This is a genomic window from Rhizobium sp. NLR16a, assembly GCF_017948245.1.
Lineage (GTDB): Bacteria > Pseudomonadota > Alphaproteobacteria > Rhizobiales > Rhizobiaceae > Rhizobium.
Map to the genome: position 1 here is coordinate 128743 of NZ_CP072871.1, position 16537 is coordinate 145279.

At 63.0% G+C, this 16537-nt stretch carries 17 protein-coding genes; 10 read left to right on the top strand and 7 right to left on the bottom strand.

What is annotated here, in order from left to right:
• Positions 1-14: 14 nt before the first annotated feature.
• Entirely contained in the window at positions 15-878 is an 864-nt protein-coding gene (locus tag J7U39_RS30980; protein WP_210633575.1) for an NAD(P)-dependent oxidoreductase, read from the bottom strand.
• A 209-nt stretch (positions 879-1087) separates the two neighbouring features.
• On the opposite strand from J7U39_RS30980, the gene J7U39_RS30985 reads away from it, so the two are divergent.
• The 3 genes from J7U39_RS30985 to J7U39_RS30995 all read left to right on the top strand — a co-directional run bounded on the left by J7U39_RS30985 (position 1088) and on the right by J7U39_RS30995 (position 2927).
• Positions 1088-1555, top strand: a complete 468-nt coding sequence (locus tag J7U39_RS30985; protein ID WP_210633576.1) for a universal stress protein — start codon at positions 1088-1090, stop codon at positions 1553-1555.
• A 131-nt stretch (positions 1556-1686) separates the two neighbouring features.
• Positions 1687-2601 carry a J domain-containing protein gene (locus tag J7U39_RS30990; protein WP_210633577.1) on the top strand — a complete coding sequence of 305 codons (915 nt, stop codon included), beginning with the start codon at positions 1687-1689 and terminating at the stop codon, positions 2599-2601.
• 2 nt (positions 2602-2603) lie between these two features.
• Positions 2604-2927, top strand: a complete 324-nt coding sequence (locus tag J7U39_RS30995; protein WP_210633578.1) for a chaperone modulator CbpM — start codon at positions 2604-2606, stop codon at positions 2925-2927.
• A 21-nt stretch (positions 2928-2948) separates the two neighbouring features.
• On the opposite strand, the gene J7U39_RS31000 is transcribed toward J7U39_RS30995, so the two are convergent.
• Both J7U39_RS31000 and J7U39_RS31005 read right to left on the bottom strand, forming a co-directional pair.
• Positions 2949-3878, bottom strand: a complete 930-nt coding sequence (locus J7U39_RS31000; protein WP_210633579.1) for a phosphatidate cytidylyltransferase — start codon at positions 3876-3878, stop codon at positions 2949-2951.
• Positions 3875-4552, bottom strand: a complete 678-nt coding sequence (locus J7U39_RS31005) for a lysophospholipid acyltransferase family protein (RefSeq protein WP_247241822.1) — start codon at positions 4550-4552, stop codon at positions 3875-3877. The genes J7U39_RS31000 and J7U39_RS31005 overlap by 4 nt, the downstream gene beginning before the upstream one ends.
• Positions 4553-4788: 236 nt before the next feature.
• On the opposite strand from J7U39_RS31005, the gene J7U39_RS31010 reads away from it, so the two are divergent.
• Genes J7U39_RS31010 through J7U39_RS31035 form a run of 6 tightly spaced genes read left to right on the top strand, consistent with a single transcriptional unit; the run spans position 4789 to position 12021 of the window.
• Complete coding sequence (locus tag J7U39_RS31010; RefSeq protein WP_210633580.1) at positions 4789-5775, top strand: BMP family protein; 987 nt, start codon at positions 4789-4791, stop codon at positions 5773-5775.
• An 8-nt stretch (positions 5776-5783) separates the two neighbouring features.
• A complete protein-coding gene (locus J7U39_RS31015) occupies positions 5784-7196 on the top strand; it encodes an amidase (protein WP_210633581.1) in 1413 nt (470 codons plus the stop codon).
• On the top strand, positions 7193-8725 hold the full coding sequence (locus tag J7U39_RS31020) for an ABC transporter ATP-binding protein (RefSeq protein ID WP_210633582.1): 1533 nt from the start codon (positions 7193-7195) through the stop codon (positions 8723-8725). The genes J7U39_RS31015 and J7U39_RS31020 overlap by 4 nt, the downstream gene beginning before the upstream one ends.
• Positions 8715-9764 (top strand): ABC transporter permease, encoded by a 1050-nt coding sequence (locus J7U39_RS31025; protein WP_210633583.1) that lies wholly within the window; start codon positions 8715-8717, stop codon positions 9762-9764. Before J7U39_RS31020 ends, J7U39_RS31025 begins: the two co-directional genes overlap by 11 nt.
• Positions 9761-10705, top strand: a complete 945-nt coding sequence (locus tag J7U39_RS31030) for an ABC transporter permease (RefSeq protein ID WP_210633584.1) — start codon at positions 9761-9763, stop codon at positions 10703-10705. The genes J7U39_RS31025 and J7U39_RS31030 overlap by 4 nt, the downstream gene beginning before the upstream one ends.
• A gap of 26 nt (positions 10706-10731) precedes the next feature.
• Positions 10732-12021, top strand: a complete 1290-nt coding sequence (locus J7U39_RS31035; RefSeq protein WP_210633585.1) for an amidohydrolase family protein — start codon at positions 10732-10734, stop codon at positions 12019-12021.
• A gap of 20 nt (positions 12022-12041) precedes the next feature.
• Here J7U39_RS31035 and J7U39_RS31040 read toward each other — a convergent pair whose 3' ends face one another.
• Positions 12042-12821: a class I SAM-dependent methyltransferase gene (locus J7U39_RS31040; RefSeq protein ID WP_210633586.1), complete on the bottom strand. Its 780-nt coding sequence runs from the start codon at positions 12819-12821 to the stop codon at positions 12042-12044.
• A gap of 130 nt (positions 12822-12951) precedes the next feature.
• Between J7U39_RS31040 and J7U39_RS31045 the strand changes: the two genes are divergently transcribed.
• Positions 12952-13818: an alpha/beta hydrolase gene (locus J7U39_RS31045; protein WP_210633587.1), complete on the top strand. Its 867-nt coding sequence runs from the start codon at positions 12952-12954 to the stop codon at positions 13816-13818.
• A gap of 69 nt (positions 13819-13887) precedes the next feature.
• Here the strand turns inward: J7U39_RS31045 and msrA are convergent, their stop codons facing one another.
• From msrA to J7U39_RS31060, 3 genes are all read right to left on the bottom strand, one after another.
• On the bottom strand, positions 13888-14397 hold the full coding sequence (msrA, locus tag J7U39_RS31050) for a peptide-methionine (S)-S-oxide reductase MsrA (protein ID WP_210633589.1): 510 nt from the start codon (positions 14395-14397) through the stop codon (positions 13888-13890).
• 78 nt (positions 14398-14475) lie between these two features.
• A complete protein-coding gene (locus J7U39_RS31055; RefSeq protein WP_210633590.1) occupies positions 14476-15309 on the bottom strand; it encodes an inositol monophosphatase family protein in 834 nt (277 codons plus the stop codon).
• A 106-nt stretch (positions 15310-15415) separates the two neighbouring features.
• Positions 15416-16492, bottom strand: a complete 1077-nt coding sequence (locus J7U39_RS31060; RefSeq protein WP_210633592.1) for an ABC transporter ATP-binding protein — start codon at positions 16490-16492, stop codon at positions 15416-15418.
• Between the last annotated feature and the right edge of the window lie 45 nt (positions 16493-16537).

Here is a 16537-nt window from a genome sequence, read left to right on the forward strand (position 1 = left end):
CGGCCGGCGATGAGCTATGGCATGACCATCGCGCCAGAGGCTTGCTGGGAGCGAAGGATCTGGTCCAGCTGTGCGACGAGGGCGCGGCTGCCTTCCACATCCTCCGCCAACCTGGAGAAAACATCCGCCATGCCGCGGAAGATGGTTGCCGCCGGATCGCCCTCTCCGAGGAAATCGGCAATCTCCTGCATTTCGGCAACCCAACGATAGGCCTTGGGATACATGTCTGGAATGGATTTCGACAGCTTGCGGTCGAAATCGGGAAGGCTTTCGGAGAGCTCGGCCTTCAGGCTCTCAACCGCGCCCGAGCGCGATGCGGCAAGCAGCATGGCAGCGCCAAGGCCGATAAATCCCTTGTTGATGCCGGCATAACACATTTTCAGCGCCGAAGCTGCGCCGAGCGGTCCGTCCAGCCTGCGGACCCGTAAGCCGTAATCTTCGAGCAGTCTGCTTCGCTCCGCGCCGTCGCCGCTGACATAAAGGGTCGGACCTGATTTTCCGGCAACCGGCGGCCCTCCGATGATAGCGCCGTCCAGCACCGTCACGCCGATGCCGTCGAACCGGGCTGCAAGCGTCTGCATTGTCTTCGGTGCAATTGCATTGAGGTCGATGAAGGGCGGCGCCGGCGTCCTCGCCGATATGTCGGCAACCAGTTCGGCGACTCTGAGTGCCTCAGCTGGCGGAACGATCGACAGGATCAGCTCGGCTTCGGTCAGCTCTTGGCGGCCGACCGGCACCATGCCGGTTGTCTTGGCTCGCACGATCGTCTGCTCGCTTCGGCCATCGAGGCAAGTCAGCACCGTAGCGCCATGCTCGATCAATCGTTTGGCGACCGCGCTTCCCATTGCGCCCGCTCCGATAATGGCAAAGCTCGGCATCTGAAACCTCGATGTTGTGACGGCACCCGCATGAGAGTTACCGCCGATCGGGCGGTCGTCAACTGCGACAATGCGGCTGAATTCTCGTCTTGAGGCGGCCGATGGTTGCCAATATGCCGGCGGCAGTCCGGCTTGACTTTAGTCAAAGCAGGCGCTGTGGATAGCCTTATGATCAGGCAAATGACTCGCATTCGAGGATATTGATCTCAATGTATCGCACGATCATCTGCTGCATCGGCATGGGCTCGAGACAGACGGCCAACCGTCTGCTGCGCCGGGCTGCGGCGCTGGTGGATGAAGGCGGAACGATCGTCGTCATGCATGTCATCGAGAATATCCCGCGCCACCACCTGACCGGCGTCCCCGAGGAATTCGAGACGGCTGCCATTATCGACGCCGAACGGAAACTTGCGTCGCTGTGCAAGGAGCTGGACATCCCGGCGATGATCGAAGTTCGCATCGGCGTTGCCGCCTCGCTGCTCGTCTCGGCCGCAAGGGAGAGAGCAGCCGATCTCATCCTGCTGTCATCCCACGTGCCCGATATCACCGACTATGTCTTCTCCTCGATCGTCGAGAAGGTCGTGCGCCATGCAGGGTGCTCGGTTCTCATCGACCGGCGCCTCGATCATGCCGGAGAAGATTCTGCGGCTCAAACAGAAGACGTCGTTTCGCTCTGATCCTGGCGAGCCTCCGCCGATCATGGCATGACGGGATTTTGACGCTTGGCATCCCCTCCCCTGCGGCGGCCCGGCAACCTATATCAATGCCAACCCAACCAGCAGTATTCACTGCCCGACCGGAGATATGCATGAGCCAGGATCCTTATGAGCTTCTGGGCGTGAAGCGAGATGCGACGCAGAAGGATATTCAAAGCGCCTTCCGCAAGCTCGCCAAGAAACTTCACCCCGACCTCAACCCCGGCGACAAACGCGCCGAGGACAGGTTCAAGGAAATTTCGACCGCCTACGAGATTTTGAGCGATGAGGAAAAGCGCGGCCGCTTCGACCGCGGCGAGATCGATATGTCGGGCGCCGAGCGGGCCCAGCGCAACTATTATCGCGATTATGCCGCGGCAAGCGGTCCCAACGATCCCTATCACAACAGCGCCGGCTTCGCCGATTTCGGCGACGCCGATGACATCTTTGCGAGCTTCTTTTCGCGCCGCACCGGCGGTGGCCGGTCGCGCAGCCAGGGTCAGGATCGGCGGTTCTCCATGGAGGTCGATTTTCTCGAGGCCGTCAACGGCGCCAAGACCGAGATCAAGTTTCCCAATGGCCCCGCGCTCGAGGTGCAGATCCCGCCGGGAACCCGCGACGGCCAAACCTTGCGGCTGCGCGGCAAGGGTGAACCGGGCATTGGCGGTGGGCCAACGGGCGATGCGCTGATCGAGATTCGCGTGCGGCCCCATCGCTTCTTCACGCGTGACGGCGACGACATCCGCCTGGAACTGCCGATTTCGCTCAGCGAAGCCGTGCTCGGCGGCAAGGTTCGGGCACCGACGCCGTCCGGACCGGTCAGCCTGACGCTGCCGCCGCATTCCAACACCGGCAAAGTGTTGCGTCTCAAAGGCAAGGGTGCTCCGAAACGCGGCGGTGGACACGGCGACGTCTACGTCACCCTGAAGATCGTATTGCCCGACCGCCCCGACGAGCGGCTCACGTCTCTGGTGGAGGAATGGGCGGCCGCACATCCATACGATCCGAGAAAGAACATGGAGGCCTGATCATGGATGATCTCGAATTCCGTCTTTACTTGAAAATCGATGTCGTCCAGCTCGACTTCTGGATCGAACACGGCTGGCTGATCCCGGAGACGTCGAGCGGAGGGCGGCAGTTTCGCGAAGTTGACGTCGCCCGTGCCCAGCTCATCCTCGATCTCATCGGCAATATGGGTGTCAACGAGGCCGGCGTCGACGTCGTCATGAACCTGGTCGACCAGCTCCACGGCCTGCGAGGAACGATGAGCAAGCTCATGACGGCGATCAGCCGCCAGGAGCGCGAGGTCCAGCAACGGCTGTTCGATAGTCTCCAGAATATCGACCGGCTTTAGAAATTGGCCACGTGCGTCTCTTCAGGTTGTGTACCAGTAGCGGACGATGTGGAAGAACAGCGGCGCGGCGAAGGTGATAGAGTCCAAGCGGTCGAGCACGCCGCCGTGACCCTCGATTACATAACCCCAGTCCTTGGCGTTGAGGTCGCGCTTGATCGCCGAGAGTACGAAGCCGCCGAAGAAGCCCGCGACGACGATGACCGTGCTGACGGCCGCCGCCTGCAGCGGCGAGAACGGCGTCAGGCGATAGAGCAGCGTTCCGACAAGGATGGCCGAGGCGCCGCCGCCGAAGAGGCCTTCGAGCGTTTTCGATGGGCTGATATTCGGCGAGAAACGATGTTTTCCGAGAAGCTTGCCCCAGACATATTGGAAGACGTCGCTGAGCTGCACGACGATGACGAGATAGACCAGGAGAAGGGCCGAGGGCGTGCCGGTCTGCAGCATCAGAAGTGCGGGAGCATGGCTGATCGAATAGACTGTCAGCATCAATCCCCATTGCACCCTGGCGGTGCGCGCCAGGAATTCGTTGACGTCGCCTGTCAAAGTCGCCACTGCTGGCAGGATCAGGAAGGCATAGACCGGGATGAAGATCGCGAAGAGGCCGTACCAGAGTGTCCCGAGTAGCACATAGTGCACCGGCAGCACGACGAAGAAGGACAGGAACAGCGCCAGGTGATCGCCGCGCCGCGATGGCGTCAGCGTCCAGAATTCGCGAAGCGCCATGAAGGACAGGAATGCGAAGAGGACGACCACCGCAGTATCGCCGAGCAGTATCGCACCGCCGAATATTGCCACCATGATCCACCAGGAGCGGATTCGGGCATTGAGATTGTGGACGGTCGCGACGGATCCGGGCTCGGTCGCGCGCCGCTGAAGGATGAAGCCGATGGCCGAGGCGACCGCCAGCAGACCGAGGATTGCGGCAAGCACGATGGAGAAAAAGCTGCTCATGCGATGTGCTTTCCGTCCGCCAACTCGATGACTGCTGCACGGGCGCGGGCCAGGAACACGTCCTTTGCTTCGCCCGGTTCGATGCGCAGCGGCTTGCCGAAGCGCGCCGTGCAGGTGATCGGCACGATGAGCCAGCTTCCCTTCGGCAGGATGCGCTGAAGATTGTCGAGATGGATCGGCACGAGATCGACATCGGGGAAACGGCAGGCAAGGCGATAGATGCCGCTGCGGAACGGGGCGATCTCCTCGCTGGCGCTTCTCGTGCCTTCCGGGAAGATCAGGACCGAGCGCCCCTCCTCGAGCAGGCGCTCGACCGGCTCCAACGGGTTGCTCTCGGGCAGAGGCTTGCGGTCTATCAGGACGGCGCGCAGGCCTTTCTCGGCAATGAAACGCCGAAAAGCGCTCGTTCCCCAGTAATCGCGCGCCGCGACCGGGTGGGTCAGCCGCCGCACCGGCCACGGCAGCGCAGCCATGACGGCAACGGTATCGACATGGCTGTTGTGATTGGCGAAATAGATGCGGCGGCGGGGGTCGGGCGTACAGCCCCGCCACTCGCTTCGGGCGCCGACCATGATCCGGACGAACAGCACGAGAAGGCGACGGACGAGCGCGACCGGCCAGGACGACGACCGGCTCGCGATCGGCCGCCCCGAGGCGTCTTCTTCTTCACCCATTTCAATTTCCCCAACCCAATTGATCTATGCATAGCCTGCCGGAGTCGTCGCGCCAAGCCCTGCAAACCCGGCCCGAGAAGCACGGCGGCACCGCGCGTGCAGCCCTGCCATATCTCGTTCTTTCAGCCAGGTCGTGGCGACCGATCAGCCTGATTTTTAAGCTCATTCGTTGCTTGACACATTTTTGGGCGTTGCTATGATTTTTGAACCAAATGGTAAAAAAAGGGGAGCAATCAATGACCAAAGACATCCTGATTTCACGCCGGGCAGTCATCGCATCGGGCATTGCGCTTGGCGTCAGCGGCTTCGCCCCGCTGGCCAGGGCTGCTGCGCCGTTGAAAGTTGCCGGCATCCATGCGTCGCCGGTTGAAAATGCCTGGAACTCCTGTCTGCACAAGGCCCTCCAGGATGCGGCCAAGGACGGCGTCATCGAATATGTCTTCTCCGAGGGCGTCTCCGGCACCGATTATCCCCGCGCCATGCGTGAATATGCCGAACAGGGCAACAAGCTGATTATCGGCGAGGCCTATGCGGTGGAAAAGGAGGCGCGGCAGGTCGCGGCCGATTATCCCGATACCGCTTTCGTGCTGGGTTCAAGCGGCGAGCAGGCCGGCGACAATTTTGGCGTCTTCGGCACCTGGAACCATGACGGCGCCTATCTCGCCGGCATGCTGGCGGGCAAGATGACCAAGTCGAACATCGTCGGTTCGGTCGGCGCCATTCCGATCCCCGAGGTCAATATGCTGATCAACGCCTTTGCCGCGGGCGTCAAGGCGGTCAACCCCAATGCCAAGCACCTCGTCTCGTTCATCGGCACCTTTTTCGATCCGCCGAAGGCCCGTGAAGCCGGTCTTGCCCAGATCGACGCCGGCGCCGACATCCTGTTCGGCGAGCGCATCGGCACGGCCGACGCTGCCAAGGAACGCGGCATCAAGTCGGTCGGCTCGCTGGTCGATTACACGCCGCGTTATCCGGATACGGTGTTTGCCAACGCCATGTGGTATTTCCGCCCGATCCTCAATGCCGCGATCGCCGATGTCGCTGCCGGCAAACCAGTCGGGAGGAACTACACGTCTTACGGCCTGATGAAGGAAGGCGGCAGCGATATCGTCTTCGTCAAGGGCGTGGCGCCTGCCGAGGCGGAGGCCGCGATGGAAGCCAAGCGGGCGGAGATCAAGGCCGGCACCTTCGAAGTTCCGAAGTTGATGGAAGAGCCGAAGTAGTTCGCCCCATGCAGGGCGATGCGACGGAACTGGCGGCAGCGATCAGGCATGGCAGCCTGAGTGCTGCAGAAGCGTTGCAGATCTCCCTCGAGGCCGCCGCACGGCATGAGTCGCTCGGCGCGATCGCCTATCTCGATGCCGCCATGGGTTTCGCCGCGGCGCACGCCTGCGATCGGGAGCGGCAGAGCGCGCCCGGCGATTTTGCCGCCCGGCCCTTTCCCGGCGTGCCGACCTTGGCGAAAGATCTTGGCGGCCCCTTTGCCGGGTTGCCGGTGACGGCTGGTTCTCGCCTCTTCGAACGAAAGGGCGGCGAAGCCGATTCCGATCTTGCTTCTCGGTTCCGCGATGCTGGCTTCTGCCTGTTCGGCTTGACGACGAGCCCGGAATTCGGCCTTTCGCTCGCCAGCGAACCGGCAATCGGGCCTGTCTGCCGCAATCCGCTCGATCCGGCCCGCACCGCCGGCGGCTCCTCCGGCGGCGCTGCGGCGGCGGTTGCGGCCGGGATCGTCGCGATCGCCCATGCCACCGACGCCGGCGGCTCGATCCGTGTGCCGGCCGCCTGTTGCGGCCTCGTCGGACTGAAGCCGACCCGCGGCGCCATTCCGGGCGGACCATCCTTCGGCAACCACCTCGCCGGCATCGCCAGCGAACTCGCGGTCTGCCGCTCGGTGCGGGATACGGCACTGATTTTCAGCCGGTTGACCGGTCATGCGCGCGGCCCTGTTGCGGATCCCTCCCCTGTCGATACCGGCGCTGGCCGTTTGCGGATCGGCTTGCTGACCGATACTGGGTCGGCCTACCCGACCGAGGGCGATCGGCTCACAGCCGTCGAGGCGGCGGTGCGCGTGCTCGAGAACGATGGACATGTCGTCGTCCCGCTCGCCTGGACCGACTTCGAATGGAGCGTCATCGCCAGCAGCCGCGCCTTCGCCGATATCGTTTCCGTCAACCTCGCCGCGCTCATCGAGGCGGCAGTGCTCGATGAAAGCAGGGCCGAGCCTCTCACGCAGGCTTTCGCGGCGCGCGGGCGGGCACTGTCGGCCATTATGCTCTGGAACACCCTGAGCGACGCCGTCCTGGTGAGCCATCGTCTCTGGTCACTGTTCGACAGGGTCGATTGCATCCTGATGCCGATGCTCGCCGCCGCGCCCCTTGCGATCGGCTCCTTTCCGTCCGATCATGCCGACACGGAACTGCATCTCGAACGAATGGCGGCATTCGCGCCGCTTGCCTGCCTGGCCAATATTTCGGGTTTTCCTGCTTTGACGCTCCCTTTCGGACAGGATCAACAGGCTATGCCGCTGCCGCTGCAGCTCTTGGCGCCTATGGGCCACGAGCCACGCCTTCTGTCGCTTGCCGCACGCCTGGAGGCCGAGGGGCGATGGCAGCACCGGTTTCCGGTGGCGGGATTGTTGTCATGACCGGGTCTGTTCTCGAGATTGTCGGCGTCAGCAAACGCTTCGGCGCCAATCTCGCCAATGACGATATTTCCATGACCCTCGCCAAGGGCGAGATCGTGGCCCTGCTCGGCGAGAACGGTGCCGGCAAGACCACGCTGATGAGTATCCTTTTCGGCCATTACGTGCCGGATGCCGGCCGAATTCTGATCGACGGCGCCGAGCTGCCGCAGGGAAAGCCGCGCGCGGCAATCCGCGCCGGCGTCGGCATGGTGCACCAGCATTTCTCGCTCGCCCCCAATCTGACGGTCCTTGAAAATGTCATGACCGGCACGGAGGGACTATGGTCCTGGCGTTCGGCAACGTCAGCGGCGCGCAAGAAGCTCCTGGCCATTTCCGAGCGCTTCGGCCTCACGGTTGATCCCGACGCTCGCCTTGGCGATCTGTCGGTCGGTGAGCAGCAGCGAGTGGAAATCCTCAAGGCGCTCTACAACGACGCCCGCATCCTCATCCTCGACGAGCCGACGGCGGTGCTGACCAACATCGAGGCCGAGCGGCTGTTCACGACGCTGAAGGAAATGGCCCGCCAGGGCCTGTCGTTGATCTTTATCTCGCACAAGCTCGATGAGGTCATGGCTGCGGCCGACCGCATCGTCGTCTTACGCGGCGGCAAGATGGTCGCCGAACGCAGGGCAGCGGAAACCAGCAAGGCGGAACTCGCCGAACTGATGGTCGGGCGGCGCGTCACACGGCCCGTGCGCGAGCCGTCGACACCCGGGGCCATTGCCCTCGAAGCGGACGGCGTGACGGTGCGCACCGGCGGCGTCGATCGGCTGAAATCGGTCAGCTTTCGGCTGCATCAGGGCGAGATCCTCGGCATCATCGGCGTTTCGGGCAATGGCCAGGCGGCGTTGGCGCGCCTTCTGTCCGGCACGCTGGCGCGCAGCGGCGGCGACCTCAGGCTGTTCGGGGAAGCGGTCGGTCATCTCGGCGTCGCCGATGTCGTCGAAGCCGGCATTGGCCGCATTCCCGAGGACCGCAACCATGAGGGCGTGATCGGCGAAATGGCCATCTGGGAAAATGCGGTGCTGGAGCGCATCGCTTCGCCCACCTTCTCGCGCCGCGGCCTCGTCAACCGCAAGGCCGGCATGGCCTTTGCCCGCGAGATCATCGACGGCTTCGACGTTCGCGGCGGCGGCCCGGCAACCCGCGCGCGGCTGCTGTCCGGCGGCAATATGCAAAAGCTCATTCTCGGGCGCAGTCTATATCGGCGGCCGCGCATCCTGATCGCGGCGCAGCCTGCGCGCGGCCTCGATGAAGGTGCGGTTGCCGCCGTGCATGCGCGCCTGCTGGAAGCTCGTCGGCAGGGGACTGCGGTGCTGCTGATCTCGGAGGATCTTGACGAGGTGATTGCGCTTGCAGACCGCATACAGGCGATCGTCGGCGGCCGGCTGTCGCCGCCCGTCGACGCCGATGGCGCCGACGCCCGCAGGCTGGGGCTGATGATGGCCGGCGAATGGCAAGAGACCCGCGAGGCCGATCATGCGATTTGAGCGCCGCGAGCACCGCCCGCTTTACCTGCTGATCGCCACCCCCGTCATCGCCATCATCGCGGCGCTGGCGCTGGCGGGCATCTTGATCTCGATCGCCGGCGCACCTGTTCTCGACGCCTATTGGCGCATTCTGACCGGCGCCTTCGGTTCGCGGCTTTCGGCGACCGAAACGCTGACACGGGCAACGCCGCTGATGCTGACCGGGCTTGCTGCCGCCGTCGCCTTCCGGGCGCGGCTCTGGAATATTGGCGCCGAGGGCCAGTTCTATCTCGGCGCCATTGCCGTTGCGGCAGCAAGTTCGAAACTGCTGGGCAATCTTCCCGCGCCCATCCTCGTCCCGCTCCTGCTGCTGATCGGCGCCATCGCCGGCATGGTGCTGATCCTGGTTCCGCTATGGCTCAGGCTGCGCTTTTCCGTCGATGAGGTCGTCACCAGCCTGCTCATCAACTTCATCGCCGTGCTTTTCGTGTCGATGCTGATCGACGGGGTTCTCAAGGATCCGCTCGCTTTCGGCTGGCCGCAGTCGCAATCCGTCAGCGATCACGCCATGCTGCCGAAGCTGATCGCCCGCTCGCGCCTGCATATCGGCTTTTCGATCGCCATCGTTCTTGCCGTCGTCGTCCATTTCGTTCAGTCCCGTACGGTGTTCGGCATGCAGTCCCGCGCTGCGGGCCTCAATCCCGCCGGCGCGGTCTTCGCAGGTGTGCCCCTCGGCAGAACGCTGGTGAAGGTCGCCTGCCTCTCGGGCGGGCTTGCGGGGCTTGCAGGCGCGATCGAGGTGATGGGCGTCAAGGGTTACGTGACGACCGATCTGTCGCCCGGTTTCGGCTACGCCGGCATCGTGGTGGCGATGCTTGCCAATCTCAATCCGCTCGGTGTCGTCTTCGCCGCCATTTTCACGGCCACCATGTTCGTGGGCGCCGACGGCATGAGCCGGGGTCTCGGCATCCCGACCTATATCGCCGATGTCACAGTGGCGCTGTCGCTGCTGACGATGCTGATCGCGTTGTTCTTCACCCAGTACAGGATCCGGCGATGATGCAGCTGTTCGATATCATCGCCTCCGCCGGCCTCTGGGCGGCAATCCTGCGGATCGCCACGCCGCTGATTTTCGGCACGCTCGGCGCCCTGCTCTGTGAACGGGCGGGTGTGCTCAATCTCGGCATCGAAGGCATCATGACCTTCGGCGCGATGATCGGCTGGCTTTCCGTCTATCATGGCGCCGATCTTTGGACCGGCCTGCTGATTGCTGCGATCGCCGGCGGCGTCTTCGGTCTGCTGCATGCGGGGCTGACGGTGACGCTCGGCCTCTCGCAGCATGTCTCCGGTCTCGGCGTCACGCTCTTTGCATCGAGCTTCAGTTATTATGTCTTCCGGCTGATCGTGCCGCTTGCCAATACGCCGCCGACCATCGTGCCGTTCCAGCCGATCGCCATTCCCGTCCTCTCGACGCTGCCTTTCATCGGCCCGGCCTTCTTCACGCAGACCGCGCCGACCTATCTTGCGATCCTGATCGCCCTGTTGATGGCCTACATCATCTTCCGCACGCCCATGGGGCTTGCGATCCGCATGACCGGCGAAAACCCGCATGCTGCGGAAGCCCAGGGCGTCAATCCGATGAAGGTGCGTTACGGCGCGGTCATCGCCGGCAGCGCGCTGATGGGAATGGGCGGCGCCTTCCTGACCTTGTCGGCGTTCAACAGCTTCTTCCCGACCATGGTGCAGGGGCGCGGATGGATCTGCATCGCGCTCGTCGTCTTCGCCTCCTGGCGGCCGGGCCGGGCGCTTTTCGGCGCCCTGCTCTTCGCGTTCTTCGATGCCTTTCAGCTTCGGCTGCAAACCGTGCTGAGCGGGCTTGTGCCCTATCAGCTCTTCCTGATGACGCCCTATATTCTCTCCATCGCCGCGCTTGCCGTCATGGCCCGCCGCGCCCGCGTTCCGCAGGCGCTGATGCAGCCCTACCGCCGCGGCGAGCGCTGAGACCGTCCACATCCAACGAGGCTCCGATGTTCGATCTGATCGTCAGAAACGCAAATCTCCCCGATGGCCGCACCGGCATCGATATCGGCATCGAGGGCGGCAGGATCTTTGCCGTCGAGCCCAATCTCCAGGCGCAGGCTGGCGAAGAAATCGATGCAACCGGCAGGCTGATCAGCCCGCCTTTCGTCGATCCGCATTTTCATATGGACGCCACCCTGTCGCTCGGCCTGCCGCGCATGAACGTCTCCGGCACGCTGCTCGAAGGCATAGCACTTTGGGGCGAGCTGCGCCCCATCGTGACGAGGGAAGAACTGGTCGATCGCGCGCTGCGCTATTGCGATCTGGCGGTGACGCAAGGCCTGCTTTTCATCCGCAGCCATGTCGATACCAGCGATCCCAGGCTGGTGACGGTCGAGGCGATGATCGAGGTCCGCGAGAGGGTCGCGCCCTATATCGACCTGCAATTGGTCGCCTTCCCGCAAGACGGCTATTACCGCTCGCCGGGCGCGATCGACGCGCTCAACCGTGCTCTCGACATGGGCGTCGACATCGTCGGCGGCATTCCGCACTTCGAACGGACGATGGGCGAAGGGACGGCCTCGGTCGAGGCGCTCTGCCGTATCGCCGCCGATCGCGGCCTGCCGGTCGACATGCATTGCGACGAAACCGACGATCCGCTCTCGCGCCATATCGAGACGCTGGCCGCGCAAACCATCCGCTTCGGACTGCAGGGACGTGTCGCTGGCTCGCATCTGACCTCGATGCATTCGATGGACAATTATTATGTTTCCAAGCTCATCCCGCTGATGGCAGAGGCTAAGATCAACGTCATCCCCAATCCGCTGATCAACATCATGCTGCAAGGCCGGCACGATACCTATCCGAAACGCCGCGGCATGACCCGCGTGAGGGAGTTGATGGATGCCGGGCTCAACGTTTCCTTCGGGCATGATTGCGTCATGGACCCGTGGTATTCGATGGGATCAGGCGACATGCTGGAGGTCGGCCATATGGCGATCCATGTCGCGCAGATGGCCGGCATCGAAGACAAGAAGAAGATCTTCGATGCCCTGACGGTCAACTCGGCAAAGACGATGGGCCTTTCAGGTTACGGCCTGGAGAAGGGATGCAACGCCGACCTCGTCATCCTCCAGGCGCGCGATACGCTGGAAGCGCTGCGGCTGAAGCCGAACCGACTGGCCGTGATCCGCCGCGGCAAGGTTATCGTCCGCTCGGCGCCGCGCATCGGCGAGCTTTTCCTGGACGGGCGTCCGGCCCGGATCGATGGTGGTCTGGATTACGCGCCGCGCTATTGAGACGCGACGACGCCTGCGCGCTATCTCGTCGCGCGGCGGGCTGTGATGATCCAGGCGCGGGAGTCGAAAAACACACCCTCCGGCGCCATATGCGCCGCCAGCAAATCGCGCAGACGCTGCAGCGGTTTGCCGGGCGGCTCATCGGTGCGTGCGAGCGCGTCCTTCACAAGATAAAGGCCGGCGAGCGCCTCGGACGCCGCATCGACGTCCGGTCCATAGAAGACCGGCTCTCGCACGTCGGCAAAATCGATCGACGTAAAACCTGCGGTACTCAAAAGGTCCTTCGCAATGGGAGGATTGCCAAGCGAAAACGGATTGGGACCACCTGCCGAAACCGTAGTTGCGGGCGCCAGGGCCTGCCGGATGGCGCCAGACCACTCGTTATGCTCCCGGCTTTGCCACACCATCCACACAAGGCGGGCGCCCGGACGCATCGCCCTGCCGATATTGGCAAATGCCGCCGCCGGATCGGCAAAAAACATCACGCCGAACCGGCTGATGCAGAGGTCGAAGCCGGCAGCCGGAAAGGCATGGAATTGCGCGTCTGCCTGCTCGAATACCACATTTCGCAAACCTTCCGCAGCACTCCGTCGCCTTGCGACTTCGAGCATCTCGGCTGATGTATCCACTCCGACCGCTTTTCCTTGCGGCGCGGCGCGGGCGGCCTCGCGCGTCGTCTGTCCCGCGCCGCAGCCGATATCGAGCACCAGGTCACCGGGGGCAACGCCGGCAGCAATACGCAGGTGCCGATTGTGTCTCGCCAATTCCGCGTCGTAAAAGTCGGCACGATCCAACGCCATAACACTCACTTTGCTTTGTTCGAGGATCAATCTTCAGTCTGATGGGGTTTCGCGTGCCAAAACAGATTGCATATGAGGATCAGTTATGCAAGATTAAGACTGGTTGCGAATTGCAATCGGAAAGATGGGTATGGAAATGACCGGGTCAACTCTCGTCGCCGAAAAGATCGTCGCATTCGAAAATGTGCAACTGCACACCCAGGCCTTCGGCGATCCGGCCCACCCGCCCGTATTGTTGATCATGGGGGTGATGTCTTCGATGCTGTGGTGGCCGGAAAGGTTCTGCGAGGAACTCGCCGCACAAGGGCGCTACGTGATCCGCTACGACCAGCGCGACACCGGCCTTTCCACGTGTTATCCGCCGGGCGAGCCGGACTATTCGTTTAGCGATCTGGCCGACGACGCCATCGCCGTTCTCGACGGTTATGGAATTGAGGCCGCGCATCTGGTGGGCATGTCGATGGGCGGTTTCGTGGCGCAAGAGGCCGCATTGCGCCACCGCCGGCGCGTGCGGACACTTACCGTGATCAGCTCGTCGCCGGTCGGAGTCGACGGCCTGCCTTCTTCGACCAAAGCTTACAAGGAACATTCCGCCGCTGCCGAAAGTCTCGACTGGTCGGATCTTGGGACCATCGCCGATTTCCTGCGCCGCGATTCAGCCATGCTGGCCGGCACCAGGCATCCGCACGATGCCGAGGCGGCAACCGCCCTCATCGCACGCGACATGAGCCGCGCCGCGTCCTTTGTCAGCGCGATCAACCATTTCATGCTGTTGAGCGAGGATGGCGCCGCCACGTTGCATGCGTCCGGTATCGATGTGCCGGTTCTCGTAATTCACGGGACGTCGGATCCGCTCTTCCCGATCGAACACGGAGAGGCCTTCACCTGTGTCGCGCCGAGCGCTGAGCTGCACCGGCTTGTTGGTGGCGGGCACGAAATTCACGATCGGGACATCGACGAAATGGTGCGTATCATTGCCGATCGCACCGGGTTCTGACCCGCCTGCCGAGCGGCTGGACGCGCCATGCATGCCGGCATTGTTTCCGGCATGCATGCGCCAATTGCGTCAGGCAATCTTCTGGCGGGCCGGCAGCTTCCAGCCGGGCCGGATGAAATGGCAGGTATAGCCGTTCGGAATCCGTTCCAGATAATCCTGATGCTCTGGCTCGGCCTCCCAGAAATCGCTCACCGGCACGACCTCAGTGACGACCTTGCCGGGCCACAAGCCGGACGCGTCGACATCGGCGATCGTATCGCGGGCGACACGCTCCTGCTCCGGGCTGGTGTAGAAGATCGCCGAGCGATAGCTCGTGCCGACGTCGTTGCCCTGGCGGTTGCGCGTGCTCGGATCATGGATCTGGAAGAAGAATTCGAGGATTTCGCGATAGCTGATCCGGGCGGGGTCGAAGATGATCTCGATCGCCTCGGCATGGGTGCCGTGGTTGCGGTAGGTGGCATTCGGCACATCGCCGCCGGTATAGCCGACGCGGGTCGAAATAACGCCATTATAGCGGCGGATGAGGTCCTGCATGCCCCAGAAGCAGCCGCCGGCGAGCACTGCACGTTCTTCGGTCATTGGGTGTCTCCTTGTTTCCCGAGAGATAGTGTCTCGCACCTTAGATTTCCATATCTCGAGTCCGGCGACCGGCCTGGTTCACGCGTTGACCAGGAAGCCTTCCTTGAGCCAGGGATGCAGCGCCTTGCTGGCCGCGAGGATATCGCCGCGCCCGTCGACTTCAGCGCCGGAAAACCGCGTGACGATGCCGCCGGCCTCTTCGACCATCAGCGCCGAAGCGCCGAAATCATGGATCGAGAGCCCATCCTCGAAAAAGCCGTCCAGCCGGCCGCAGGCGACATAGGCGATCGACAGCGCCGCCGAGCCCAGGCGGCGCACGCCCGCCGTGTTGGCCATCAGGCGTTTGATGGCATCGAAATAGGTCTCCTCCGCAACCGCCTTCACCTGGCCGGGAATGGGCAGCCCGGCGCCGATCAGCACGTTTTCGATGTCGGCGACATCGGCGCAGCGGATGCGCTCGCCATTGAGATAGGCGCCGCCGCCGATCTCGGCGCTGAACAGTTCATCGAGCATGGCGTCGTAGACGACACCGGCGACCAGTCGCCCGCCTTCGGCGATTGAAATCGTCATACCGAAATGCGGAACGCCCCAGGCGTAATTGGTCGTTCCGTCGATCGGGTCGATGTAGATAATCGGGGTCTCCGGCCCAGCCGTGCGGTTACCGACGGCCTCCTCGCCCTGGATGGCATATTCAGGGAAGGCCTTGACCATCTCATCGACGATGATACGCTCGACGGCGACATCGATTTCAGTCTGATAATCGCGCGGCGCCTTGGCCAGCATTTCCCCGGATGTCCGCCGCCGCAGGGAAGCCCGGGCCGTCTCGCCCGCCTTCAAGACCGTTTCGGCAAGCACGATGAGGCGGGGCGACGCGTTCGGGGAAAGGCGCGCTGAAGTCGGGGAGGATGCCATGAAAAAAATCCGGATGCTGCAGATATGAACGAAGTGAATCGTGCGGAGCCACTCCCTTCGCAGAGACCGATGATGGTTTTATGAAGCTGCCCGCGCCCGACAGGTCTTATATCAGGCGCTCGGACGATGCATCAAAAAGATGGACCTGGGCCGGATCGACCGAAAGTCCGATCATCTCTCCTGGTCTGACCTTGTCGCGCCGCGTCTCGACGATCGTCAGTTCCGGCTGCGTCGCCGCGACGATGAAGGTCGAGGAGCCCGTGGATTCGACGAAGGCGATCGGCACGTCGAAGCTGCCCTGCCCGGGCGCGACAACCTCGATATGCTCCGGCCGGATGCCGGCGACGAGCTTGCGTCCAGGTTCGATCGCGCGTGCCAGTGCAAGCTTCTGTTTTACCGCGCCGAAATCCAATACCAGGCTCTTGCCGTCTTCGGCGGCGATCGCTGGAATGAAATTCATCGCCGGAGAACCGATGAACCCGGCGACGAACCGGTTCGCCGGCCGGTCGTAAAGGTCAAGCGGCGCGCCCTGCTGTTCGATGATGCCGTCGCGCATCACCACGACATGGTCGGCCATCGTCATCGCTTCGACCTGGTCATGCGTGACGTAGACGAAGGTGGCGTTCAGCCGGTCATGCAACGCCCGGATTTCCTTGCGCATCGAGACACGCAACGCGGCATCAAGGTTGGAAAGCGGCTCGTCGAACAGGAAGGCTTGGGGGTTGCGGATAATTGCGCGGCCCATGGCGACGCGCTGTCGTTGGCCCCCGGAAAGCTGGCGCGGATAACGGTCGAGCAGTCTGGAAAGGCCCGTGATGGCAGCGACCTCCTCGGCTTTCTGTTTTGCCTCAGCCTTGGGGACGCGGTGCATCTTCAGCGAGTAGGTCAGGTTCTGTTCCACCGTCATATGCGGATAGAGGGCGTAACTCTGAAAAACCATGGCGATATCGCGTGCTCGCGGCGGCACGTCGTTCATCACCTTGCCGGCAATCTTCAGCGTGCCGCCGGTAATTTTTTCCAGCCCGGCAAGCGAACGGAGCAACGTCGACTTGCCGCATCCTGACGGACCGACCAGCGCCACGAATGTGCCCTTGGGAATTGATAGGTTGACGTTCTTAAGCGCGTGAAAGGCGCCGTAGTGCTTCTCGACGCCCGAGAGTTCGATTTGGATGTCCTGGCTCATACCGAAAACCTTGCAGGTCCCCAACCGGGACCGATGAGATGGTCA

Coding starts and splice junctions, on each gene's coding strand:
- J7U39_RS31025 (WP_210633583.1), top strand. CDS start 8,715: ATGCGATTTGAGCGCCGCGAGCACCGCCCGCTTTACCTGCTGATCGCC.
- J7U39_RS31030 (WP_210633584.1), top strand. CDS start 9,761: ATGATGCAGCTGTTCGATATCATCGCCTCCGCCGGCCTCTGGGCGGCA.
- J7U39_RS31040 (WP_210633586.1), bottom strand. CDS start 12,821: ATGGCGTTGGATCGTGCCGACTTTTACGACGCGGAATTGGCGAGACAC.
- J7U39_RS31055 (WP_210633590.1), bottom strand. CDS start 15,309: ATGGCATCCTCCCCGACTTCAGCGCGCCTTTCCCCGAACGCGTCGCCC.
- J7U39_RS31060 (WP_210633592.1), bottom strand. CDS start 16,492: ATGAGCCAGGACATCCAAATCGAACTCTCGGGCGTCGAGAAGCACTAC.
- J7U39_RS30995 (WP_210633578.1), top strand. CDS start 2,604: ATGGATGATCTCGAATTCCGTCTTTACTTGAAAATCGATGTCGTCCAG.
- J7U39_RS31045 (WP_210633587.1), top strand. CDS start 12,952: ATGGAAATGACCGGGTCAACTCTCGTCGCCGAAAAGATCGTCGCATTC.
- J7U39_RS30985 (WP_210633576.1), top strand. CDS start 1,088: ATGTATCGCACGATCATCTGCTGCATCGGCATGGGCTCGAGACAGACG.
- J7U39_RS31020 (WP_210633582.1), top strand. CDS start 7,193: ATGACCGGGTCTGTTCTCGAGATTGTCGGCGTCAGCAAACGCTTCGGC.
- J7U39_RS31005 (WP_247241822.1), bottom strand. CDS start 4,552: ATGGGTGAAGAAGAAGACGCCTCGGGGCGGCCGATCGCGAGCCGGTCG.
- J7U39_RS31015 (WP_210633581.1), top strand. CDS start 5,784: ATGCAGGGCGATGCGACGGAACTGGCGGCAGCGATCAGGCATGGCAGC.
- J7U39_RS30990 (WP_210633577.1), top strand. CDS start 1,687: ATGAGCCAGGATCCTTATGAGCTTCTGGGCGTGAAGCGAGATGCGACG.
- J7U39_RS31000 (WP_210633579.1), bottom strand. CDS start 3,878: ATGAGCAGCTTTTTCTCCATCGTGCTTGCCGCAATCCTCGGTCTGCTG.
- msrA (WP_210633589.1), bottom strand. CDS start 14,397: ATGACCGAAGAACGTGCAGTGCTCGCCGGCGGCTGCTTCTGGGGCATG.
- J7U39_RS30980 (WP_210633575.1), bottom strand. CDS start 878: ATGCCGAGCTTTGCCATTATCGGAGCGGGCGCAATGGGAAGCGCGGTC.
- J7U39_RS31035 (WP_210633585.1), top strand. CDS start 10,732: ATGTTCGATCTGATCGTCAGAAACGCAAATCTCCCCGATGGCCGCACC.
- J7U39_RS31010 (WP_210633580.1), top strand. CDS start 4,789: ATGACCAAAGACATCCTGATTTCACGCCGGGCAGTCATCGCATCGGGC.